Origin of the sequence: Flavobacterium flavigenum (assembly GCF_027111255.2) — a bacterium.
Lineage (GTDB): Bacteria > Bacteroidota > Bacteroidia > Flavobacteriales > Flavobacteriaceae > Flavobacterium > Flavobacterium flavigenum.
This window is the reverse complement of the sequence record NZ_CP114285.2, coordinates 2,754,951-2,778,229: the sequence shown is the minus strand read 5'-3', so window position 1 is coordinate 2,778,229 and position 23,279 is coordinate 2,754,951. Positions and strand designations below refer to the sequence as shown.

19 protein-coding genes are annotated in these 23,279 nt (G+C 34.9%); 16 read left to right on the top strand and 3 right to left on the bottom strand.

Translation table 11 applies throughout. From position 1 onward, the window contains the following. Positions 1 to 259: 259 nt before the first annotated feature. The 6 genes from OZP09_RS11420 (at position 260) to OZP09_RS11395 (ending at position 9,696) form a co-directional block, all read left to right on the top strand. Entirely contained in the window at positions 260 to 2,494 is a 2,235-nt protein-coding gene (locus OZP09_RS11420) for a glycoside hydrolase family 3 C-terminal domain-containing protein (RefSeq protein ID WP_269233803.1), read from the top strand. A gap of 1 nt (position 2,495) precedes the next feature. Further along, the gene (locus OZP09_RS11415; RefSeq protein ID WP_269233802.1) at positions 2,496 to 4,001 is read left to right on the top strand and encodes a cellulase family glycosylhydrolase; all 1,506 of its coding nucleotides are present in this window, start codon (positions 2,496 to 2,498) and stop codon (positions 3,999 to 4,001) included. Between the two features lie 113 nt (positions 4,002 to 4,114). Further along, positions 4,115 to 6,061 (top strand): sialate O-acetylesterase, encoded by a 1,947-nt coding sequence (locus OZP09_RS11410; protein WP_281309409.1) that lies wholly within the window; start codon positions 4,115 to 4,117, stop codon positions 6,059 to 6,061. A 256-nt stretch (positions 6,062 to 6,317) separates the two neighbouring features. Continuing rightward, entirely contained in the window at positions 6,318 to 8,729 is a 2,412-nt protein-coding gene (locus OZP09_RS11405) for a glycoside hydrolase family 95 protein (protein WP_281309408.1), read from the top strand. Between the two features lie 147 nt (positions 8,730 to 8,876). Continuing rightward, positions 8,877 to 9,338: a Panacea domain-containing protein gene (locus tag OZP09_RS11400; protein WP_269233795.1), complete on the top strand. Its 462-nt coding sequence runs from the start codon at positions 8,877 to 8,879 to the stop codon at positions 9,336 to 9,338. A gap of 1 nt (position 9,339) precedes the next feature. After that, a complete protein-coding gene (locus tag OZP09_RS11395; protein WP_269233794.1) occupies positions 9,340 to 9,696 on the top strand; it encodes a hypothetical protein in 357 nt (118 codons plus the stop codon). A 31-nt stretch (positions 9,697 to 9,727) separates the two neighbouring features. On the opposite strand, the gene OZP09_RS11390 is transcribed toward OZP09_RS11395, so the two are convergent. After that, a complete protein-coding gene (locus OZP09_RS11390) occupies positions 9,728 to 10,258 on the bottom strand; it encodes a CvpA family protein (protein WP_269233792.1) in 531 nt (176 codons plus the stop codon). A 55-nt stretch (positions 10,259 to 10,313) separates the two neighbouring features. Between OZP09_RS11390 and OZP09_RS11385 the strand changes: the two genes are divergently transcribed. The 5 genes from OZP09_RS11385 (at position 10,314) to OZP09_RS11365 (ending at position 13,922) form a co-directional block, all read left to right on the top strand. Continuing rightward, entirely contained in the window at positions 10,314 to 11,111 is a 798-nt protein-coding gene (locus tag OZP09_RS11385) for a hypothetical protein (protein WP_269233790.1), read from the top strand. A gap of 146 nt (positions 11,112 to 11,257) precedes the next feature. Further along, positions 11,258 to 11,614, top strand: coding sequence for a hypothetical protein (locus OZP09_RS11380; RefSeq protein WP_281309407.1), 357 nt, complete (start codon positions 11,258 to 11,260; stop codon positions 11,612 to 11,614). Positions 11,615 to 11,710: 96 nt separating this feature from the next. Beyond that, a complete protein-coding gene (locus OZP09_RS11375; RefSeq protein ID WP_269233786.1) occupies positions 11,711 to 12,166 on the top strand; it encodes a hypothetical protein in 456 nt (151 codons plus the stop codon). A gap of 181 nt (positions 12,167 to 12,347) precedes the next feature. Next, the gene (pheS, locus tag OZP09_RS11370) at positions 12,348 to 13,367 is read left to right on the top strand and encodes a phenylalanine--tRNA ligase subunit alpha (RefSeq protein ID WP_269233784.1); all 1,020 of its coding nucleotides are present in this window, start codon (positions 12,348 to 12,350) and stop codon (positions 13,365 to 13,367) included. 147 nt (positions 13,368 to 13,514) lie between these two features. Next, a complete protein-coding gene (locus OZP09_RS11365; protein ID WP_269233782.1) occupies positions 13,515 to 13,922 on the top strand; it encodes a hypothetical protein in 408 nt (135 codons plus the stop codon). Between the two features lie 189 nt (positions 13,923 to 14,111). On the opposite strand, the gene OZP09_RS11360 is transcribed toward OZP09_RS11365, so the two are convergent. Together OZP09_RS11360 and OZP09_RS11355 are read right to left on the bottom strand one after the other, a co-directional pair. Continuing rightward, positions 14,112 to 14,681 carry a 5-formyltetrahydrofolate cyclo-ligase gene (locus OZP09_RS11360; RefSeq protein ID WP_281309406.1) on the bottom strand — a complete coding sequence of 190 codons (570 nt, stop codon included), beginning with the start codon at positions 14,679 to 14,681 and terminating at the stop codon, positions 14,112 to 14,114. Further along, on the bottom strand, positions 14,668 to 15,648 hold the full coding sequence (locus tag OZP09_RS11355) for a succinylglutamate desuccinylase/aspartoacylase family protein (protein WP_281309405.1): 981 nt from the start codon (positions 15,646 to 15,648) through the stop codon (positions 14,668 to 14,670). The genes OZP09_RS11360 and OZP09_RS11355 overlap by 14 nt, the downstream gene beginning before the upstream one ends. A gap of 143 nt (positions 15,649 to 15,791) precedes the next feature. Here OZP09_RS11355 and uvrC point away from each other — a divergent pair, with 143 nt between their 5' ends. The 5 genes from uvrC to hppD all read left to right on the top strand — a co-directional run bounded on the left by uvrC (position 15,792) and on the right by hppD (position 23,080). Continuing rightward, positions 15,792 to 17,585 carry an excinuclease ABC subunit UvrC gene (gene uvrC / locus OZP09_RS11350; protein ID WP_281309404.1) on the top strand — a complete coding sequence of 598 codons (1,794 nt, stop codon included), beginning with the start codon at positions 15,792 to 15,794 and terminating at the stop codon, positions 17,583 to 17,585. A gap of 170 nt (positions 17,586 to 17,755) precedes the next feature. Continuing rightward, on the top strand, positions 17,756 to 19,945 hold the full coding sequence (locus OZP09_RS11345; RefSeq protein WP_281309403.1) for a patatin-like phospholipase family protein: 2,190 nt from the start codon (positions 17,756 to 17,758) through the stop codon (positions 19,943 to 19,945). A gap of 214 nt (positions 19,946 to 20,159) precedes the next feature. Continuing rightward, positions 20,160 to 21,317 (top strand): homogentisate 1,2-dioxygenase, encoded by a 1,158-nt coding sequence (locus tag OZP09_RS11340; protein ID WP_269233779.1) that lies wholly within the window; start codon positions 20,160 to 20,162, stop codon positions 21,315 to 21,317. Positions 21,318 to 21,476: 159 nt separating this feature from the next. Then, the gene (locus OZP09_RS11335) at positions 21,477 to 21,836 is read left to right on the top strand and encodes a four helix bundle protein (RefSeq protein WP_269233778.1); all 360 of its coding nucleotides are present in this window, start codon (positions 21,477 to 21,479) and stop codon (positions 21,834 to 21,836) included. An 83-nt stretch (positions 21,837 to 21,919) separates the two neighbouring features. Continuing rightward, a complete protein-coding gene (hppD, locus tag OZP09_RS11330; RefSeq protein WP_269237866.1) occupies positions 21,920 to 23,080 on the top strand; it encodes a 4-hydroxyphenylpyruvate dioxygenase in 1,161 nt (386 codons plus the stop codon). The last annotated feature ends 199 nt before the right edge of the window (positions 23,081 to 23,279 follow it).

Here is a 23,279-nt window from a genome sequence, read left to right as displayed (position 1 = left end):
TAAACACATAGTAACATAGATTTTTGTTTTTTAAAAAAAAAGAAAACAAAAAGAAACTAGTTTCTAACACATAGCTATGTGAATTTAAACAAGTGAAACGCCTTTTTTAAGATTCCAATAAACTATGATTTTATGTGTTTAAAAAAAATATAACGATAGGTTAAACGATAAACAAAAAACCACAAACAATATATTAACTGGATTTGCAGATGATGTGTGAGGAATCAAAATCTTTAAATCTAAAAACATCTAACTATCTATGAAAAACAAAATGATCATGTTATCAGCAGTTGTTTTGGCATTATTTACTTCTTGTAAAAATGACGCTCAAACAACGGCTTCAAATTCGGCGGAGGCCGAAGAATACGTTGGAAAAGAAATAGGGACAGACCACGATGCAGAAATCGACAAACTGATTTCGCAGATGACTTTAGAAGAAAAAATCGGAATGCTTCACGGAAACAGCATGTTTGCCAACGCAGGTGTAAAACGTTTAGGAATTCCGGAATTAAAAATGGCAGACGGACCTTTGGGAGTTCGTGAAGAAATCTCACTCGATAACTGGGCTCCGGCTGGTTTAACGAATGATTTTGCAACATATTATCCAGCTGGTGGCGCATTAGCAGCAACCTTTAATGCAGAAATGGCGCACACTTTTGGAACCAGTTTAGGAGAAGAATTACGTGCAAGAGACAAAGACATGCTGCTTTCGCCAGCCATCAATATGGTAAGAACACCTCTTGGAGGAAGAACTTACGAATACATGTCGGAAGATCCGTTTCTGAATAAAAAAATTGCTGTGCCTTTGGTAGTTGGTTTACAGGAAAAAGATGTTATGGCGTGTGTAAAACATTATGCAGCAAATAATCAGGAAACGAATCGTGATTTTGTTGATGTTCAGATTGACGAACGCACACTTCGTGAAATTTACCTTCCGGCTTTTGAAGCAACGGTAAAAGAAGGAAAAGCATACAGTATTATGGGCGCTTACAATAAATTCAGAGGAGAATATTTATGTGAGAATGATTATATGCTGAACAAAATTCTTCGTGACGAATGGGGATTCAAAGGAATTGTAGTTTCAGATTGGGCTGCGGTGCATTCAACAGCAAAATCTTTAAAAAGCGGTTTGGATATCGAAATGGGAACACCAAAACCTTTCAACGAATTTTTCTTAGCCGATAAATTAATTGCTGCTGTAAAATCGGGAGAAGTTTCAGAAAGAGAAATTGATCTTCATGTAAAACGTATTTTACGTGGTTTATTCCATATTAAAGCAATGGGTGGCGGAACACGTGCAAAAGGAAGCATTGCAACCGAAGCGCATTACAAAGACGCTTACAAAATTGCTGCTGAAGCAATCGTATTATTGAAAAATGAAAATAATGCATTGCCGCTAAAATTAGACGGAGTAAAATCTATTGCGGTAATCGGAAACAACGCAACAAAGAAAAACGCTCTTGGAGGATTTGGAGCTGGTGTCAAAACAAAAAGAGAAGTTACGCCACTTGAAGGTCTTAAAAACAGATTGCCTTCAACAGTAAAAATCAATTATGCCGAAGGATATTTAGAGCGTTACGACGAGAAAAATAAAGGAAACTTAGGAAATATTACTGCTAACGGGCCTGTTACCATCGACAAATTAGACGATGCAAAAGTTCAGGAAGCTGTAGAAGCAGCTAAAAACTCAGATGTTGCGATCATTTTTGCGGGTTCAAACCGTGATTACGAAACAGAAGCTTCAGATAGAAGAGATTTACACTTGCCTTTCGGACAAGAAGAATTGATTAAAAAAGTATTAGCGGTTAATCCAAAAACAATTGTGGTTATGATTGCCGGCGCTCCGTTTGATATTAACGAAGTAAGCCAGAAATCTTCTGCTTTAATTTGGAGCTGGTTCAACGGTTCTGAAGGCGGAAATGCTTTGGCTGATGTTATTTTAGGAAAAGTAAATCCGTCAGGAAAATTACCCTGGACAATGCCAAAACAATTAAAAGATTCTCCTGCACACGCCACAAACAGTTTCCCTGGAGACAAAGCGGTTAATTACGCCGAAGGAATTTTAATTGGATACCGTTGGTTTGATACTAAAAATGTAGCACCACTTTATCCTTTCGGTTACGGATTATCATACACGACTTTTGCTTTAGAAAATGTAAAAACAAACAAAACAGACTACGCACAAAACGACGTAATCGAAGTTTCTGTTGAAGTTAAAAACACAGGAAAAGCAGACGGAAAAGAAGTCGTTCAGGTTTATACTTCAAAATCTGATTCTAAAGTTACACGTGCAGCAAAAGAACTAAAAGGTTTCAAAAAAGCGACTGTTAAAGCAGGAAGTTCAGAAACAGTTACAATTAAAGTTCCTGTAAAAGAATTAGCATATTACGATGTTACTTCAAAAAAATGGGTTGTTGAGCCAGGAAAATATACCCTTAAAGTAGGAACTTCTTCTAGAGATATTAAAAAAGAAATTGCTGTAACGATCAAATAAGATGAGAAAGTCACTAAAAGATTATACTCTAAGTATAGTATTAAGTTTTGCCTTTTTAGGAGTTTTGGCGTGCAGTTCGGATAAAGAAACTTCTCAGGAAACTACTGTAAAAACTTTAACAGCCAGCACAGCAAAAGTTGATTTTGAAAGTAAAGAAAATGCTGTTGATGTTACAATTACTTCAGATGCAACGGCATGGTCATTAGCAAGTTCAGCGAGCTGGATAAAAGTAAGTCAGTCTGCAGGAACAAAAGGAACAATTATCGTTAAGATAACAGCATTAGAAAATGCAGAAAAAACAGCAAGAACAGCCGTTCTTACTTTAAGTTCTAACGAATCAAAATCGGTAACAATACAAGTTTCTCAAGCTGGAGGTACTGTCGTTGCAGGATTATATCCAAGTTATAACACCAATCCGATTGCAGCAGATCAAACCGGAATGGCAAGTACAGCCGTTCAATTGGCAGCAAAAATTAAATTGGGCTGGAATATCGGAAACACTTTAGAAGCAACAGGAGGCGAAACCGCTTGGGGAAATCCAAAAGTAACTAAAGCCTTAATTGATGCTGTAAAAGCAAACGGATTTAATGCCGTAAGAATTCCGTGTTCCTGGAATCAAAACCTAGAAAATGCGGCAACGGCAAAAATCAAAACCGATTGGTTAAATCGCGTTAAAGAAGTGATTCAATATTGTGTAGATAACGATATGTATGTTTTGGTGAATATTCACTGGGACGGCGGCTGGTTAGAAAACAATATTACCGAAGCCAAAAAAGTAGAAAACAATGCGAAACAAAAAGCTTTTTGGGAACAAATTGCAACGCACTTGAGAGGTTTTGATGAGCATTTACTTTTTGCAAGCGCCAACGAACCAGCGGTTGAAGACGCCGCTCAAATGGCAGTTTTAAATTCCTATCACCAAACTTTTATTGATGCAGTTCGTTCGACAGGAGGAAAAAATGCGTACAGAACTTTGGTAGTTCAAGGGCCAACAACCGATATCGAAAAAACAAACAAATTAATGACTACATTGCCAACCGATAAAGTGGCAAGCCGAATGATGGTTGAGGTACATTACTATTCTCCTTGGAATTTTGGAGGTTTAACCAAAGACGAAACCTGGGGTAAAATGTTTTACTATTGGGGAGCTGGTTTTCACTCTTCAACCGATACAGAAAGAAATGCAACTTGGGGAGAAGAAGCAGATTTAGAAAAGAACTTCAAATTAATGAAAACGCAATTTGTAGACAAAGGAATTCCGGTTCTTTTGGGAGAATTTGGAGCAATCAGAAGAACAATTTTAACTGGTGATGCTTTAACTTTACATTTGAACTCCAGAGCTTATTATTTAAAAACGGTAGTTAAAACAGCAAAAGCAAACGGATTATTACCTTTTTATTGGGACGAAGGAAGTCTAGGAAATAATGGTTTCGGGATCATTAACAGAACCAATAATACTGTCTTTGATATACAAGCTTTAACCGCTTTAAAAGAAGGATTATTATAAAAATCTTTTTGAAAACCATATAAGTGATATAAGGTATTTTTAGTTTTTGATTTTCATATGCTTAAATTTACTTATATCACTTATGTGGTTTAAATCATTTAATAAGTAGAAAAATGAAAAAGTTAATTGTTTTTATTTTGTTGATATTTAGTGTTATAGCTAATGCTGAAGTGCGAATGCCTTTGCTGTTTTCTGACGGAATGGTATTGCAGCGCAACAAACAAATTCCGATTTGGGGTTTTGCTGATGCAAATGAAAGTATCGAAGTCCATTTCAACAAACAAATTAAAAAAACAACAGCCGATAAAAATGGAAAATGGACAATTAATTTAAGTCCAGAAAAAGCCGGGGGACCATTTGAGTTGATCATTATCGGAAAAAATAAAATCAGCATCAAGAATGTTTTGGTTGGCGAAGTCTGGATTTGCAGTGGACAATCGAATATGGAATTTCAGGTTTTTAAAACGATGAATGCTGAAAAAGAAATTGCAGATGCCAATTATCCAATGATTCGCCATTTTGGTGTTGCACAAGATTTAAGTGGTACACCAAAAGACGATTTAAAACAAGGGAAATGGGAAGTTGCCAACAAAGAGAGTGTGGGCAACTTTACAGCCGTTGGATATTATTTCGCCAGAAAATTATATTCAGAATTAAAAATCCCAATCGGAATCATTAATACTTCCTGGGGCGGAACCAATGTAGAAACCTGGACAAGCCGTGAAGCATTTTTAAACAGTCCTGATTTTAAAGCAATGATTGCCGGTGTGCCGGTTATGAACGTGGATTCAATTTCAAAGTTGTATGCCGTAAAAATGAAAGAAAGGGTAGAAAAAATTCAGGGTAGCCCGGTAAATGCAGCTAATGAAGGTTCTTTTAAGGAAATAACATTCAATGATTCAAGTTGGGGTGAATTAAATACGCCAGGCTTATGGGAAAATCAGCCATTAGGCAATTTAGACGGTGTGGTCTGGATGAGAAAAACGATAACGCTTTCAGCGGAAGATCTTAAAAATAAAGCTGTTTTGAGTCTCTCAAAAATTGACGATGAAGATATCACCTATGTAAATGGAATTGAAGTTGGTAAAAACACGCTTTATGATGCTAAACGAATATATACCATTCCTACTACTATTTTAAGAGAAGGAACTAACGTAATTGCAGTAAGAATTGTCGATACCGGAGGAGGTGGCGGAATTTATGGAGAAGCTTCCGACTTAAAAATCACTCTCGGTACTAAAATTATTCCGCTTGACGGAAAATGGAAATTTAAAGTGATTGCCGTAAAAACAGCTCTGTCGCCAAATAGTTATCCGTCATTATTATACAACGCGATGGTAAATCCGTTGGTTCCGTATGCCATTCAGGGTGTTTTATGGTATCAGGGCGAAGCGAATGTTTGGAGAGCTAATCAATACAAAAAAGCATTTCCGTTAATGATCAACGATTGGAGGAGCAAATTCAAACAAGGCGATTTTCCATTCTATTTTGTACAATTATCAACCTTCGACGAATTTGGAGGCAACAGCCAAAAAGGCAGCCGTTGGGCAGAACTTCGCGAAGCACAGTCTGAAACTTTAAAATTGCCAAACACCGGAATGGCCGTTACGACTGATATCGGAAATGCAAAAGACATTCACCCAACCAACAAACAAGACATTGGTTTGCGTTTGGCAGCAATCGCAATGAACGATATTTACGGTAAAAAACAAGTTCATAGCGGACCAACTTATAAATCTCAGGAAATAAAAGGCAATCAAATTATACTGACTTTCGACAACATCGGCAGCGGATTATCAACGCCAAATAACGATGAATTAAAAGGTTTCGAAATTGCCGGTGGAGACAAAGTTTTTCATTCCGCGAAAGCGATAATCAAAGACAATAAACTAATCGTTTCAAGCGAAAATGTAAAAAATCCAGTTGCCGTACATTACGGTTGGGCAGACGATGACACGAATATCAATTTGTTCAACAAAGAAAAATTCCCAGCATCGCCATTCAGAACCGATAATTGGGAAATGATTACAGTAAATGAAAAATATCAGGTGAGTAAATAGCGGTACAATATCCGGCAAGCGTTTGAAATCCTTGTCTGGATATCCGTATTGTTTTGGAGTTCGTTCAAAAAAATGGGAATGAACTCTGATGAAATGATTGTTTCAATAAAGAAAAACCTCACGTAGCACCTGTGTTTTCAAGAACTGGTAGGATTGAAGGGTAATTGCTGCAAAAAGATATTATATTGCACATCCAATCTCTGTGAATGGACAATATGATAATATATTGAATAAGTCAAACCAAAAAACCTTGTAAATGAATTTCCACTTCATTAAAAAAATAATTACAGGCTGCGTATTTTTCCTTTTTTTTCAGAATGCAGCAGCACAGTCTAGTCATGTTTTATGGTATAATCAGCCAGCGGAATTTTTTGAAGAAACATTAGTTTTAGGAAACGGAAAAATGGGAGCGACTGTTTTTGGCGGAGTGAGTTCAGACAAAATTTATCTGAATGACATCACGCTTTGGTCAGGTGAACCCGTAAATGCAAATATGAATCCTGAAGCCTATAAAAATGTACCTGCTATCAGGGCAGCATTGAAGAATGAAGACTATAAGTTAGCGGATGAATTAAATAAAAAATTAGAAGGGTCTTATTCTCAGTCTTTTTCGCCACTTGGGACAATGCATATTTCGCATTTTACAGAAGGCACTAAAGCCACTAATTATTATAGGGAATTAGATATAAATGATGCAGTTTCAAAAGTAAATTATGAAATTGATAATGTAAAATATACTCGTGAATATTTTGTTTCTGCCCCTGATCAAATTATGGTTATTAAGATAACAGCTGATAAAAAAAACAGTCTCAATTTTTTAATAGATTTTGAAAGCTTATTGAAATTTAAAACCGATACGAGTAATAACCAATTAAAAATTAATGGTTATGCGCCGTATCATGTAGAGCCAAGTTATGTTGAAAGTAGTAATCCAATTCTTTTTGATGAAAATAGAGGTACTCGTTTTACAAGTTTGGTTCAGATTAAAAATACGGGTGGTTCTGTTATTACTTCAGATAATAAAATCGGCGTAAAAAATGCAACAGAAGCTTTGATTTTTGTTGCTATAGCTACAAGTTTTAATGGTTTTGACAAAAATCCTAGGACAGAAGGATTGGATGATAAGGCAATTGCAGCTGAAAATATGGCGAAAGCCATTTCTAAATCATATACTTCATTAAAAAAAGCTCATATTTTAGATTACCAAAAATTATTCAAAAGAGTTAGTTTGGATTTAGGAAAGACAATTGCTCCTAATTTGCCTACAGACGAACGCTTATTGCGTTATTCAAATGGTGAAGAAGATAAAAATTTAGAGACTCTGTATTTTCAATACGGACGATATTTACTTATAAGTAGTTCCAGGACATTGGGTGCACCGGCTAATTTGCAAGGTGTTTGGAATCCTTACATGCGTCCGCCCTGGAGCAGTAATTATACCACCAACATCAATGTTGAAGAGAATTACTGGCTTGCAGAAAATACAAATCTTTCTGAATTACACAGGCCTCTTTTGAGTTTTATTAAAAATATTTCTGAAACTGGTAAAATAACAGCAAAAACATTTTATGGAGTAAATGGCTGGGCGGTGGCCCATAATTCTGATATCTGGGCGATGAGTAATCCTGTTGGAAATTTTGGTGGAGGAGATCCTAACTGGGCTTGTTGGAATATGGGCGGTGCCTGGTTGAGTACTCATATTTGGGAACACTATTTGTTTTCTCAGGATTTAAATTACCTTAAAAATGAAGGTTATGATTTAATGCGAGGAGCAGCACAATTTTGTTTAGAATGGTTAGTTGAAGATAAGAATGGTTATTTAGTTACTTCTCCATCTACTTCTCCCGAAAACATGTATATTACTCCAAACGGTTATGTGGGTGCTACTTTGTACGGTGGCAGTGCAGATTTAGCCATGATTAGACAGTGTTTCTCTAATGCAATTGAAGCTTCTAAAATTTTAAATACGGATGCTGAATTTAGAACGAAACTTGAAAAGGCACTTTCAAAATTATATCCTTACCAAATTGGTAAAGCTGGAAATTTGCAAGAATGGTATTTTGACTGGAAAGACCAAGAACCGAAACACCGTCATCAGTCTCATTTATTTGGATTGTTTCCTGGGAATCATATTTCGCCTTTAACAACACCTGACTTAGCCAATGCTGCCAGAACAACTTTAGAGATAAAAGGGGATGAAACCACAGGCTGGTCAAAAGGCTGGAGGATTAATCTTTGGGCAAGACTTTTGGACGGAAATAGAGCTTATAAAATGTACCGTGAATTACTTCGTTACGTTGATCCTGATGGAAAGAAAACACAAAATCCGAGAAGAGGTGGTGGAACTTATCCTAATTTGTTTGATGCGCACCCACCATTTCAAATTGATGGAAATTTTGGAGGGGCTGCTGCTGTTGCCGAAATGCTGGTTCAGTCAGACGAAAATGAAATCAGATTGCTTCCTGCTTTGCCAGATGCATGGGAAACCGGAAATGTAAAAGGACTTTGTGCAAGAGGCGGTTTTGAGATTGAAATGAGTTGGAAAAATAAAAAACTTGACAAACTAATTATTTCTTCTGAAAAAGGAGGTAAAACAACCTTGATTTATGGAGAAAATAAGCGAGAAATCAATCTGAAAAAAGGAGATAAGAAGATAATTCAATTATAGGTAAAAAAATATTAAACCCGATAGATTTAAAATTTGTCGGGTTTTCTTTAATTTACAAAGCAAAAAGGCTGATGCACATTGTAATAAGTTGTTAAATTTTCGTTCCAAAGTTATTTTAATTAACTTTGATAAATATATTTTATAATTATGGCTTACAATCCAACAACAGTGGCTAATTATTTCATAGAGAAGTATTCCAAAAACGGAGATCTTACCCCTATGAAAATTATCAAGCTAACTTATATTGCATATGGCTGGTATCTGGCGCTGACAGACAAACAACAAAAGCTTATTGATGAAAACCCGATTGCCTGGGATTTCGGCCCTGTTTTTCCTTCTTTGTATTACAGCATAAAGCAGTATAAGAAAGAAAAAATCACTGAAAAAATTCCGAATACTACCAAAAATGAAAGAATATCAAATGAAGATGAACAGTTTTTAGATAAGATTTGGGAGGTATACGGAAGGTTTGACGGAGTATATTTAAGTGCCTTAACGCATATTGATGGAACGCCATGGCAAAAAGTATATCGAAAGGATTTGAATGCTGTGATTTCTGATGACGACATTTTTGAGCATTATAAAAAGTTAAAACCAATTTCTAACTAAGATGTCGTTACTCAATTTAAGCCAGATTTCTATTGAAAATAGTGCACCAGTTAGTGCTGTAGATATCGATAATGCCCGTATACAAAATCAGATCCTGGAAGACAGGCTGGGAAATGCGAAAGTAGGGAGGTTTATAGAAGACACGATCCTGCGAAGATATCTTACTTATATTTTCTCTTTTATCATTTTCCTTTGGCTGGCGGCTGTAGTCTCAATTTTGTATTTCAATCACAATCTGGAGCTGAACCTTTCAGAGAATGTGCTGATTACTTTATTGACCACTTCATCTATAAATGTAATCGGGATGATGCTGATTATTCTGAAAAATTTATTTCCTCAGGCACCTAATCAGGCTTAATAAAGAAAACACTAAAGTTATTTATAGTGAGTTATTCTTTTTTGGATGATTCCTCAGCATTCGCTTTTTTCAGTCTTTCATACCCTTTTTCAATCGAAGGATATACAAAAGCAGCTACTTTTTTAATTGGGTTATAAAAAATATAACCGTCTAAAGTTTCTTTTTTAGCAAAAGTGTGGTTGAAATTAATTTTTTCAAAAAGCGCTATAAAAATACTTACAATCAAAACAATTTTCAAAACCCTGAAAAAGCCTCCACCTAATTTGTTGATCCATCCTAAATAAGCAAAATCAGCTATTCCCGTTAAAATTTTCGCTAAGAAATAAACGCCAATTACCACTAAAATAAAAGTCAGAATAAAAGCGGTAACCTGTACTGTGTTGGGATTCCACGAAACATATTTTACGATGATGTTTTTTATAAAAGAAGAGAATTTAATAGCTATATAAATTCCTAACAGTAAAGAAATAAAAGAAGCTACTTCTACAAAAAGACCGTTTTTGATGCCTTTGTATAAACTCAAGGCTAAAAGTGCGCCTAAAATGATATCGAAAAAACTCATACTGATTAACTTTGAAATGGATTATATATTTCTATTTTTGTGAAAAATAGATAAAATGAGAAAAAGCGTGTTAATTAAAAGTCTTTGTGTTTTTTGTGTTGTATTATTTATCTCTTGTTCCAATGATGACGACGGCAAAGATAATACTTCAAATGAAAAATCAGTTCTAATAAAAAAAATAACTGAAACGGTTTATTACTCAGGTGAGTCTGATACTAGTATCATGGATTTTGTCTATGAAAATGGAGTTTTAAAAAGTGTTACTACAAATACTCGTTATAAAACTGAATTCGTATATGATGGTGAAAAAATAAGTAAGTTGAATTACTTTAGAGATAATGTAGCTTCCGGTTCTGCAGTATTTCACTATAATGGAGATTTCTTAAGCTATATCTATTCTGAAGGAAACCCGGATGAAAAAACGGAATATTCATATGTTAATGGGGTTCTTGCTACAGAAAAAATAGGCTACATTGATGAAAACAAATTTATTATTCAAAGCGAATTATCCATTTCTTATGATAAAACTAAAAATATAACTCAAATTATAAATAAGTCTTCTTTTACAGGTTCTGAAATAATTTCAAAAGAAAACTATTTTTACGATAACAAGAATAACCCGATGAAATTTATGAATAAGTATTATCGCATGGTTTTTATATCAGAAGGATTTAGTGGACAAACAACGAATAATTTAGTATCAAGAGAATCCTATTATCCAATTACGAATGAAGTTCCTAAATATTATATTAATGATATAGTTTATAATAATGACAACTTTCCAATAGAAATAAAAAAGATTTCAAAAGAAAGTAATAATGTGATTTCAAAAACGGTTATTGAATATCAATGATCAATTGTGTTTCAAATATAGATTTTTGTAAATATTGATATTTTTTTATTTTTAGGATGATTGGATTTCAACTCCGTATCTTTGTAAGCTAAATTTTATGGTTTTTGAATTTATAATTCACAATTCATAATTTATAATTATAAAAAATGTCAAGGGATACACAACTAAAAGAGCGCTGGGAAAAGCTCGTCGATATATTGTCCAATCAGTTTTCACAGGGAGAAGACTTAGATTTGGACGCCATAATTTACCTAATTGGAGTTCAGGAACTCGGGAAAGTACACCGTGAATTCAAAAAAGATGAAAAACTCAACCTGATGCATATTGCAATCTGTAGACTTTTAGAGCCTTACGGGTTTTATGAATTCGAATATTTTGACGAAGAGGGCTGGCCACATTATAAAGTAAAAGAACAATTACCTGCTTTAAAAGCCGGGGAACAATCGGTTTTGATGAAAGAAGCGATTGTGAATTATTTTTTGGAAAGAAAATTGATCGACTAGTTTTCAAAAACGAAAAACATGTGTAGATATGCAATGACATCCTATAAACCTCATTACGCTTGTTTTAATTGTCGAAAGACATTTAAAAGACGATTAATGAGTGATATAAAGAAGGGAGAAGAATCTTTTCTTGAAGCCAAATGCCCGCAATGTTCAGCATTAATGGCTAATATGGGACTTGATTTTGAATCGCCTAAAAAAGACGATGTTAAAAAATGGGAACATCTTAAAAGCTTATATACTGTTGGGATTACGTTTCATTCTTGTGGTTGTGGCGGACCAGGTTATATTCCGAATTCAAAACCAAAATTAATGGAGTATTTTGAAGAGATAAAAGATACTTATTTTAAAAATCTTGAATTTTGGAGAAACAGAACAGAACCTTCGACGAAAAAAGAGAAGGAAAAGGATTCTAATAAAAACTGGTTTGAATTAGGTCAAATATCTTCAAATTATAGAAAAGAGGTTGTTAAAAATCAGGAAGGAATTGAATATTGGCTTGAAAGAGTCAAAGAAGTAGAGGCTAAAATAAGTATTGTAAAACAATTCTAAAAACACTTTTTTAAAACGAAAAAAGTTAGATTTTGCTGATTTCTTTGCAAAAGGAGACTGTTTTCTTGAGACTTTATAACATAAATTGGCTCTAACTCTTTACTGTAAAGGAAACTTTAAACATTAAACTTAAAACTTGAAACAAATTCCTTAAATTTGTACCCTCAATTGAAGAATGGAAATGATAGACAAGATAAAAGAACATATCGAGGAAGCTAAAGCCTTTAACGAGAAAAACAAAGAATCTTTAGAGAAGTTCCGTGTTAAATATTTAGGAAGTAAAGGTTTGCTGAAAGAACTTTTTACGGAATTCAAAAATATCCCAAACGACCAGAAAAAGGATTTTGGACAGGTAATCAATACTTTAAAAGCGGTTGCCGAAGAAAAAGTAAGAGTTATTCAGGAAGAATTGGAAAGCAAAGAAGAGGTCAAAGGCTTTTTTGGAGACTTAACGCGTTCGCCTGAGCCTGTAATTATTGGTTCACGTCATCCTATTTCGATTGTTAAAAATCAGATTATCGATATTTTTGCCAATATCGGTTTCAATGTTTCCGAAGGTCCGGAAATTGAAGACGACTGGCATAATTTTACGGCATTGAACTTACCGGAATACCATCCGGCGCGTGATATGCAGGATACGTTTTTCATCCAGACCAATCCTGACGTTTTGTTGCGTACACATACATCCTCTGTTCAGGTGCGTTATATGGAAAATCACAAACCGCCAATTCGTACGATTTCTCCGGGACGTGTTTTCCGTAACGAAGCGATTTCATCACGTTCACACTGTATTTTCCATCAGGTAGAAGGATTGTACATTGACAAAGATGTTTCATTTGCCGATTTGAAACAAACTTTGCTTTATTTCACCAAAGAAATGTTCGGAAAATCTAAGATTCGTCTTCGTCCGTCATACTTTCCGTTTACAGAACCAAGTGCCGAAATTGATATTTATTGGGGCTTAAAAACCGAAACGGATTACCGTATCACTAAAGGAACCGGATGGTTAGAAATTGGTGGCTGCGGAATGGTAGATCCAAATGTTTTGAAGAACTGTGACATCAATCCAGACGAATATAACGGTTTTGCTTTCGGAATGGGAGTTGAACGTATTGCAATGCTATTATATCAAATTGGTGATATCCGTATGTTTTACGAAAATGATGTTCGTTTCTTAGAGCAGTTTAAAGCGAATATTTAGGAGCTATTTCCTGCTGTCCGCTGTATCTTTTGTTTTTTAAAGAAAAAAATAAAAGGATGCCGCTTCCATCAGGGCTAGGGCTTTACGTTAAAAATAAACCTTTGTTGAAGTTCAGGCTTTGACAGAGGTTTTTGAAATTTATTAAAAATGAAAAAAGATATAATTATTCCAGAAGTTGAAAACGTATTTCTTGCCGCAGTGCAGGAATGGAGCGACGATTTTATGGAAAAAGTGTGGTACGCTTATTTGATTAATGACAGCGATTTTAACTTAGACAGCTTAATGGTGGTTTCAAAAGCTTTCGGAACTATTGATGGCGAAATGAAAAAAACGTCAATCCTGCGCCATGCATTTGCTGAGGTTCCTGCGGTTTCAGTAGTAAAAATCGAAATGATCGAAAAGAGCCTTTTGGTTTTAAACAATGAATTTATGGTGACTTTCTTTATTGGAAATACCTTGTACGATAAGAAATTCATCTTCAAATCAAACATAATCAATGAAAACAATACGGAAGAAGTGCCAATTCTTTTTGTTGAAGGAATTATGGTGAAATAGGTTTAAAAGGTTGCTTATTGTAATTATAAATTCGTCAGTTCGAGTGTTTTTTGAGTAGGGAAACGAATCAAAAAATATATTGAGAACTCTTTTAAAAATGAGTCTTCTCGATACATTTTGGCTATAAAGCCTATTTTAAAACAAATCGTATAGCCAAAATAGTTGAAGTGACGTCGTGTTTAGTTAGTTTCAAAACCGATAAACCTTCTCAGGCGTCACACAATAATCCAGTTTTACATCTGATTCAAAAATATCATCAATCTGCGCTACAGCTTCAAAAAAAGAAAGTCCAATTTTGATCGTTTCAGGTTTGCATTCGGCTAAAAACTTATCATAAAAACCTTTGCCGTAGCCAATACGGTTTCCAAAAACATCAAATGCCAAAAGCGGTACAAAAACAACATCAATAGTTTGAGATGGAACAGGTAAGCCATTGACAGGTTCCGGAATATTATATTCGTTTTTCTTAATTTTCGTATTATCAGTCAATAAAAAATGTGACATTTTCCTGGTTTCAAAATCACTTTTAGAAATCACAATTTCTTTGTCTTTTCCGGAAAGTAAATGCAGAATGAACTCCGTATTTACTTCTTTTTGTTCTTCAATCGGAAGAAAAACATGATAATAAGTTTTATCCCAAATAGACATGGAGATCAATTGATTGCTTATTTCAATGCTTTTTTCTTCAATATTTTCTTCAGAGAATTCTTTTCTGAGATTTTTATAATGGAATCGCAGTTCTTTTTTAGTCGTCGGCATTGTCGTCTACATTTTTAGAAATATGGTAAATAGCATCGCCTTCATAAACAATTGGCGAATGATTGGCATTGATAACAAACCCGTCATGAGGTGCTTTTACTTTTTGCTCAAATTTTCCAAAAGGGTCAGTAATAATGGCTAAAATGGTTCCTTTCGTAACAAATCGGCTTACCATATTATAATCGTGTAATAACCCGGATTGTTTTGCCCTCAGCCAGACCGAATTTTTAATATAAATAGACGGGAAATCAGCTTTTTCGACTACATGTTTGGGATCGAGCATGTTTAAATAATCAAGAAGGCGTTTGGTGCCTTTTATACCTTCATTGGCAACCGGATCATTAATGTCTAATGATTTTCCACCTTCAAAAAGGAGCATTTTTACATTCGCTTTTTCTGATGTATTTCTAAAAGAACCATTGATGTTTTTTGAATACAATGTAAACGGAGCATTAAAAACATCTGCCAGAAGTTTTAATTCGGGATTGTGCTCTGTAATTCTTATTTGAGGGGCGTTAAACCGGCTTGCACCTCCGGCATGAAAGTCGACCGCATAATCAATAATAGGCAATATCTGATTGGTGATATGAAAGGCGAAACGACTGGCAAGTGACCCTTTTTTGCTTCCCGGAAATACACGGTTCAGATCACGGCCATCAGGAAATTCCCTTGATTTATTGACGAAACCGTAAATATTGATAATCGGAATGCAAATAATAGTTCCCCTTGTAGGACGATTGATTTTTTTGCTGATAATCTGGCGTACGATTTCGACACCGTTTATTTCATCGCCGTGAATTCCGGCAGAGAACAAAACTACTGGTCCATCGATTTTAGACCTTCGAACAATAATCGGAATATTAAGTTTGGTTGTAGTATGTAATCTGGCGATTTCTACATTGATCGTTTTGTTTTCTCCGGGCAAAATCGATTCGCCAAAAAGAACCATTGGGGCATTGTTTTTCATGTCGGATTTTAAACAGGCTCTAAATATAGAAATTATTCTTTTGATTTCGTAAATTTGAAAAGATTTCAGTGTTAAGCTTTCCAGTACACACCGGAATGTTATCCATACAATGATATTTTAATATTCTCCAGAAATAAAACAGCATGCCAATACCGTCTTTAGAACTCCAAATTCAAACCCTGCCGGATAATCCCGGTGTCTATCAGTATTATGATAAAGACGGAAAGATTTTATATGTTGGAAAAGCAAAAAACCTAAAAAAAAGGGTTTCTTCGTATTTTAATAAAATTCATGATACAAGGAAAACCAATGTACTGGTAAGGAAAATTGTCACCATTAAACATATAGTTGTCCCTACTGAAACCGATGCACTTTTATTAGAAAATAACCTCATTAAAAGTCTGCAGCCACGTTATAATGTACTTTTGCGTGACGACAAAAGCTACCCCTGGATTTGTATTAAAAAAGAGCCTTTTTCCAGAATATTCCTGACCAGAAGAATGATAAAAGACGGATCTGAATATTTTGGTCCTTATACAAATTTCAAAATGGTGTATACAATTTTAGATTTAATCAAAGAATTGTATCCGCTCAGAACCTGCAATTATGATTTAAGTGAATCGAATATCAATTCGGGAAAGTTCAAGGTTTGTCTGGAATATCACATTGGCAATTGCAAAGGACCTTGTGAAGGATTGGAACCTTTAGAAGAATATCAGAGACAAGTCAACGCCATACGCGAAATCCTGAAAGGGAATTTTAAAGAAAGTTTAAAGGATTTCAAAAAATTGATGAACACTTACGCGCAGAATTTGCAATTTGAAGAAGCGCAGAAAATAAAGGAAAAGATAGAAATTCTCGAAAGCTACCAATCCAGATCTACAATCATCAATCCCAAGATTACCAATATCGATGTTTTCTCGATTGTATCTGACGAAAGTGCGGCGTATGTCAACTTTTTACAAATTTCACATGGATCGATCATTCGTTCACATACTTTAGAAATGAAAAAAAAGCTGGACGAAAGCGATGAGGAATTATTAGAATTGGCCATTGTAGAATTGCGGGAGCGTTTTCAGTTATTATCAAAAGAAATTATTGTTCCTTTTGAACTCGATTTAGGCGAAAATATAAGAGTAACCGTTCCGCAGCTTGGTGACAAAAAACAGATTCTGGACTTGTCCATTCGAAATGCCAAATTCTACCGAATCGAACAATTGAAACAATTGCAGATCGTAGATCCTGACAGACATGTAAACCGAATTATGGCGCAGATGCAAAAAGACCTGCGTCTTTCTTCTGAGCCGCGACATATCGAATGTTTTGATAACTCAAACATTCAGGGAACAAATCCGGTAGCGGCCTGTGTGGTTTTTAAAGACGGAAAACCAAGCAAGAAAGATTATCGCCATTTTAACGTAAAAACGGTTGTAGGTCCAGACGATTTTGCCTCTATGACCGAAATCGTGTATCGCCGTTACAAAAGATTACTCGACGAAAACGAACCGCTTCCGCAGCTGATTATTATTGACGGAGGTAAAGGACAATTATCGGCTGCCCTGAAAAGTATCGATGAATTAGGTCTTCGCGGTAAAATTGCTATTATCGGAATTGCAAAACGTCTTGAAGAATTGTTTTATCCAGGTGATTCGATTCCGTTATATCTCGACAAAAAATCAGAAACGCTGAAGGTCATCCAGCAATTGCGAAATGAAGCACACCGATTCGGAATTACTTTTCACCGTGATAAACGTAGCAAAGCAGCTCTTAATTCGTCTGTTGAAAGTATTCCCGGAATTGGTGAAAAAACAATGCTTGCGTTAATTCAGCATTTCAAAAGTGTTAAAAGATTGAAATTAGCAACAGAAAAAGAAATTTCAGATGTAATAGGGGTATCAAAAGCCAAAAAAATTGTCGAATTTTACAAAACCAATTAGCAAATTTTATGCGCCTAATCCAGCTGTCCATTTCAAACACTCGGTCAAAAAACTTTTTTTCTATTGTAAAAAAAGGAGCTTCTATGGTCGCTCTTTTTTTACACGAAAAAATAGCTTTTTGTCTTTCGCGTTTTTCCATTTCCATCTGGGGCGGGGCATCAGTGTTTTTAATGATAGTATCACTTAATCCGCAAAACTCATTTTCACAAGAAAAAAAACAGGACAGTATTAAAAGGCCAAAAATTGGTTTGGTATTGAGTGGTGGCGGGGCTAAAGGATTTGCCCATATCGGGGTTTTAAAAGTACTTGAAGAAGCCGGATTAAAAGTAGATTACATTGGTGGTACAAGTATGGGTTCCATTATAGGAGGGCTTTATGCGACAGGATATAATGCAGCACAAATTGATTCTATTTTTAAAAGAACCAATTTTGACGAACTCATTAATGATTATATACCAAGGGCTTCCAAAAATTTCTATGGTAAACGAAATGATGAATTATATGCTATTGTTTTGCCTTTTAGTAATTTAAGGATTGGAATTCCGGAAGCACTTTCTAAAGGAATGTATAATTATAATTTACTAAGCAGTTTGACACGGAATGTACGTCATGTACGTGATTTTAACAAACTGCCAACTCCGTTTTTATGTATTGGAACAGATATAGAAACAGGTGAGGAGGTACTCCTGAACAAAGGGAACCTGGCTCAGGCAATGGTGGCAAGTGCCGCTTTTCCGTCTTTATTTTCTCCTGTTGAAGTAGATGGGAAATTACTGGTTGACGGAGGTGTTGTGAACAATTATCCTATTAAGGAGGTTCGTGATTTAGGAGCAGATATTATCATAGGGGTTGATGTACAGGATGATTTGCTAAACAGAAAAGGCCTCAAAAACGCAACCCGTATTCTGGTTCAGATTACAAATATGCAGTCGATTGAAAAAATGAAGGCCAAAAGGGCAGATACAGATGTTTATATTAAACCCGATATTCGTGATTTCGGTGTTATTTCATTTGACAGAGGCGGAGAAATTATCAGAAGAGGTGAAGATGCCACATTTGAAGTATATGAAAAAATTAAAGCTCTGGCAGACGGACAAAATTTTTATAGAAAGCCCAAATTAAAAATAGGTTCAGATACTCTTGAAATAAAAAAAATAAACAATACAAAGCTGACGGATTATACGAAAGAATATTTAACAAGTAAGCTTCGCTTTAAACCAGGAAGTACTATAACATATGAAGATCTTCGCGTAGGAATAAATAACATAGATGCAACACACAACTTTAGTGCTATTTCTTATTCGCTGGAGCCAAACGGAAATAAAGATGATTTGAATCTCGTACTGAAAGAGAATCCAACACATACTTATTTAAAACTGGGACTTCATTATGACGGACTTTATAAAAGTGCTGTTCTTTTAAACCTTACTCATAGAAAGACGTTTTTAAAGAATGATAATACTTCACTGGATATCATTTTGGGGGATAATTTCAGGTACGATTTCAATTATTATGTCGAAAACGGTTTTAATATCAGTTTTGGTTTCAACTCAAGGCTTAATCAGTTTAACCGGAATGTAACAGAAAGTATTAGTAATCAGTTGGCAGGAAATCAGGATAATCTGATTAATGTTGATTTTTTGGATATCTCACACCAGGTTTATTTTCAAACTATTTTCGTGCAAAAATTTCTAATGGGCGGTGGACTTGAATATAAGTTCCTGAAAATAAAATCTCCAACACTGGATACGAATAAAACCATTGATGAAAGTAATTATTTTAGTGTTTTTGGTTATTTAAAATACGATTCTTTTGATAATAAAAGTTTCCCAAAAACAGGGTGGTATTTTTCAGGTGATGTTCAGACTTATCTTGCTTCATCGAATTATACACATCAATTCTATCCTTTTTCTACGGCAAAAGCCGAAATCGGTATTGCCAGAACAATTTTTAACAGAGCTACAATAAAGTTTCAGTCGGATGCCGGTCTTGCTTTCGGGAATGACAGCGTACCGTTCTTCGATTATATACTGGGAGGATATGGTTATAATAAAGTAAATAATTTTAATTATTTTTATGGTTATGACTTCCTGAGTATTTCCGGCGATAGTTATATAAAAGCTGGTATAACGTTCGATTATGAAATATTCAGAAAAAATCACCTTAATTTTTCTGCCAATTATGCTAATCTGGGAGATGATCTTTTTAGCACAGTTGACTGGATTGATATGCCCAAATATTCGGGTTATGCGATAGGATATGGTCTGGAAACCATGATTGGTCCAATTGAAGTAAAGTATTCATGGTCGCCGGAAAATGCTAAAGGATATACATGGTTCAATATTGGATTTTCGTTTTAATTTGTAATTTAGCTCAATAAAAATTACGATATTTGTTGTAATGAAAACAAAATGGACAGGTTTATTAGAGTATCTTCAATTCCTCATCAAGAGAAATCCTGAGTAAGCTATCGAATTGAGACAATTTGGGTCATCTAAAAATGATCAGATTATCTGTTCACTCAATTCTAATTTTTCGAATTATCTAATTTATAAATTATCTAATTGAAAAGCCATGCCATTATACCATAAACTCGGAAATTTTCCGCAAAAGCGACACACCCAGTTTGAAAAACCAAACGGAGGTTTTTATTACGAACAATTGTTTGGGACCGAAGGTTTTCACGGACATTCATCATTGTCTTATCATATACACAGGCCTACGCAGGTTAAAGCAATTTTAAATTCCTATTCAGTTGAGCCTAAAATTGCAATCGGAAAAAATATAAAATCACTACTTTTTAAAGGTTTTGAGTTAAAGCCAGAGAATGATTTTCTGGACAGTCGAAAACCCATGCTGGTCAATAAAGACTGTATTATTGGTCTTGCTGCCCCAAAAGAATCGCTTCGGGATTATTTCTACAAAAACGCCGATGCAGACGAAATGATTTTTATTCACAAAGGAAAAGGAAAACTTCGCACCATGTTGGGCAATATTCCTTTCGAATATGGCGATTACTTAATTATTCCGCGTGGTATCATTTATCAAATTGATTTCGATACAGTAGAAAACCGACTTTTTTATGTAGAATCGTATGCTCCATTTTATACTCCAAAACGTTATAAAAACCAATCCGGCCAGCATTTAGAACACTCGCCATTTTGCGAACGTGATTTTATTCTGCCAAACGAATTGGAAACACACGATCAAAAAGGGGATTTTTTAATCAAAATCAAAAAAGAAGGAATGATTCACGAAGTGGTTTATGCCACACATCCGTTTGATGTTATAGGCTGGGACGGCTATAATTTTCCATACGGATTCTCCATTCATAATTTCGAACCTATAACGGGGCGTGTGCACCAGCCGCCTCCGGTACATCAAACTTTTGAAACAGCTGCTTTTGTAGTTTGTTCCTTTTGCCCAAGACTTTACGATTATCACCCAAAATCTATTCCGGCACCATACAATCACAGCAATATAGATTCAGACGAAGTATTATATTATGTAGATGGCGATTTTATGAGCCGTAATAATATTGAGCAGGGTCATATCACTTTACATCCAAAAGGAATTCCACATGGTCCGGCTCCTGGAGCTATGGAACGCAGCATTGGTCACAAAGAAACGCAGGAATTAGCTGTAATGGTCGATACCTTCAGGCCGCTTATGGTAACTGAAGAAGCTATGAGATTGGATGATGGTCAGTATTATAAATCGTGGACGGAGTAGTAATTAGTTAATGTGGCAATTAGAAAATTAGATAATTCCATGAATTAGAGAATAAGCTAATTAGACAATTTATAAATTAAATTGTAGTTTTTGGATTACATTTTATAGTTTTGAATAATTATTTCATTAACATATTCTCAAATTATCTAATTAACCAAAATGACCTTTAACGAAAAATACTTAAACAACGCTCTTTTATTAAAAACATTCAATTTCGCTTTAAACATAATTGATTATACGGAAGAATTACAAGAACAAAAGAAATTTGTAATTGCCAATCAATTATTAAAAAGCGGAACATCAATTGGAGCCAACTCAAAAGAATCACAAAATGCAGAAAGCAAAGCAGATTTTATACACAAATTAAAAATAGCAATTAAGGAAGCAGACGAAACTGAATATTGGCTTTTTTTATGTGATGCACACAAAAGCTATCCTGACTGCAAAAAATTATTGAATGAACTCTCAGAAATATTAAAAATTTTAAACAAAATAATAGCAACATCTAAGAGGAATTAGATAATTAGTCAATGTGTCAATTAGAAAATTATCACATTCACTCATTTCAAAATTATCTAATTATCTAATTGACAAATTATCTCATTATGAAACAAGTAAAATCAGTAGAATACGGATTAGAGAAAATATTCGAAGGAGCACAGGATTTCCTTCCATTATTAGGAACAGATTATGTGGAATTCTATGTTGGGAACGCCAAGCAATCGGCCCACTATTACAAAACAGCTTTTGGTTATCAGTCACTGGCTTATGCCGGATTAGAAACGGGAGTAAAAGACAGGGCGTCTTATGTTTTGAAGCAGGACAAAATCAGGATTGTTTTGACAACACCTCTTACCGCAGATTCTCCAATAAATGAACATTTAAAAAAACATGGAGACGGAGTAAAAGTGGCAGCACTTTGGGTTGAAGATGCTACAAAATCGTACGAAGAAACTATGAAACGAGGGGCACGTTCTTTTATGGAACCAACGGTTGAAGAAGATGAATTTGGCCAGGTAATTCGTTCCGGAATTTACACTTACGGAGAAACCGTACACATTTTTGTAGAAAGAAAAAACTATAATGGTGTTTTCCTTCCGGGTTATAAAGAATGGAAATCAGACTACAATCCAGAACAGACTGGATTAAAATATATCGATCACATGGTTGGAAATGTGGGCTGGAACGAAATGAATATCTGGGTAAAATTCTACGAAGAGGTGATGGGATTCGTAAATTTCCTGTCTTTTGACGACAAGCAAATTACCACAGAATATTCGGCATTGATGAGTAAAGTAATGTCAAACGGAAATGGAAGGATTAAATTTCCAATCAACGAACCGGCTGAAGGAAAGAAAAAATCTCAGATCGAAGAATATTTAGATTTCTATGGCGGACCCGGAATACAGCATATTGCTATTGCAACAGATGATATTATTAAAACAGTATCACAATTAAGAGCTCGCGGGGTTGAATTTTTATCAGCTCCTCCACATACTTATTATGAGGCCATCCCAGAAAGATTGGGAGTTCACATGGATATGATGAAAGAAGATATTAATGAAATTGAAAAATTAGCTATTATGGTTGATGCAGACGAAGATGGTTATTTATTACAGATATTTACCAAGCCAGTTCAGGACAGACCGACGCTTTTTTTCGAAATTATACAAAGAATGGGGGCTAAAGGCTTTGGTGCAGGCAACTTTAAAGCCTTGTTTGAATCGATAGAAAGAGAGCAGGCGTTAAGAGGTACATTGTAAATTTATGTTTTTTTTACATTATGTAAAAAAATCCCCTGTAAATTGATGATTTTAATGCAAATGTTTTGTTAAACTGCTTTTTTGCTATTTATTATTTAAACTTTGTATCTATCTTTGCACTCGCAAATCAGGAAGGGGTGGTTTCCTTCCTAAATTGATATAAATTTTCATAATTTATAGTTTTTTGGTTAGTTAATAG

Bases quoted from the DNA above. Each gene is read 5' to 3' on its own strand.
- OZP09_RS11420 (WP_269233803.1), top strand. From the start codon at position 260: ATGAAAAACAAAATGATCATGTTATCAGCAGTTGTTTTGGCATTATTT.
- OZP09_RS11415 (WP_269233802.1), top strand. From the start codon at position 2,496: ATGAGAAAGTCACTAAAAGATTATACTCTAAGTATAGTATTAAGTTTT.
- OZP09_RS11410 (WP_281309409.1), top strand. From the start codon at position 4,115: ATGAAAAAGTTAATTGTTTTTATTTTGTTGATATTTAGTGTTATAGCT.
- OZP09_RS11405 (WP_281309408.1), top strand. From the start codon at position 6,318: ATGAATTTCCACTTCATTAAAAAAATAATTACAGGCTGCGTATTTTTC.
- OZP09_RS11400 (WP_269233795.1), top strand. From the start codon at position 8,877: ATGGCTTACAATCCAACAACAGTGGCTAATTATTTCATAGAGAAGTAT.
- OZP09_RS11395 (WP_269233794.1), top strand. From the start codon at position 9,340: ATGTCGTTACTCAATTTAAGCCAGATTTCTATTGAAAATAGTGCACCA.
- OZP09_RS11390 (WP_269233792.1), bottom strand. From the start codon at position 10,258: ATGAGTTTTTTCGATATCATTTTAGGCGCACTTTTAGCCTTGAGTTTA.
- OZP09_RS11385 (WP_269233790.1), top strand. From the start codon at position 10,314: ATGAGAAAAAGCGTGTTAATTAAAAGTCTTTGTGTTTTTTGTGTTGTA.
- OZP09_RS11380 (WP_281309407.1), top strand. From the start codon at position 11,258: ATGTCAAGGGATACACAACTAAAAGAGCGCTGGGAAAAGCTCGTCGAT.
- OZP09_RS11375 (WP_269233786.1), top strand. From the start codon at position 11,711: ATGAGTGATATAAAGAAGGGAGAAGAATCTTTTCTTGAAGCCAAATGC.
- pheS (WP_269233784.1), top strand. From the start codon at position 12,348: ATGATAGACAAGATAAAAGAACATATCGAGGAAGCTAAAGCCTTTAAC.
- OZP09_RS11365 (WP_269233782.1), top strand. From the start codon at position 13,515: ATGAAAAAAGATATAATTATTCCAGAAGTTGAAAACGTATTTCTTGCC.
- OZP09_RS11360 (WP_281309406.1), bottom strand. From the start codon at position 14,681: ATGCCGACGACTAAAAAAGAACTGCGATTCCATTATAAAAATCTCAGA.
- OZP09_RS11355 (WP_281309405.1), bottom strand. From the start codon at position 15,648: ATGAAAAACAATGCCCCAATGGTTCTTTTTGGCGAATCGATTTTGCCC.
- uvrC (WP_281309404.1), top strand. From the start codon at position 15,792: ATGCCAATACCGTCTTTAGAACTCCAAATTCAAACCCTGCCGGATAAT.
- OZP09_RS11345 (WP_281309403.1), top strand. From the start codon at position 17,756: ATGATAGTATCACTTAATCCGCAAAACTCATTTTCACAAGAAAAAAAA.
- OZP09_RS11340 (WP_269233779.1), top strand. From the start codon at position 20,160: ATGCCATTATACCATAAACTCGGAAATTTTCCGCAAAAGCGACACACC.
- OZP09_RS11335 (WP_269233778.1), top strand. From the start codon at position 21,477: ATGACCTTTAACGAAAAATACTTAAACAACGCTCTTTTATTAAAAACA.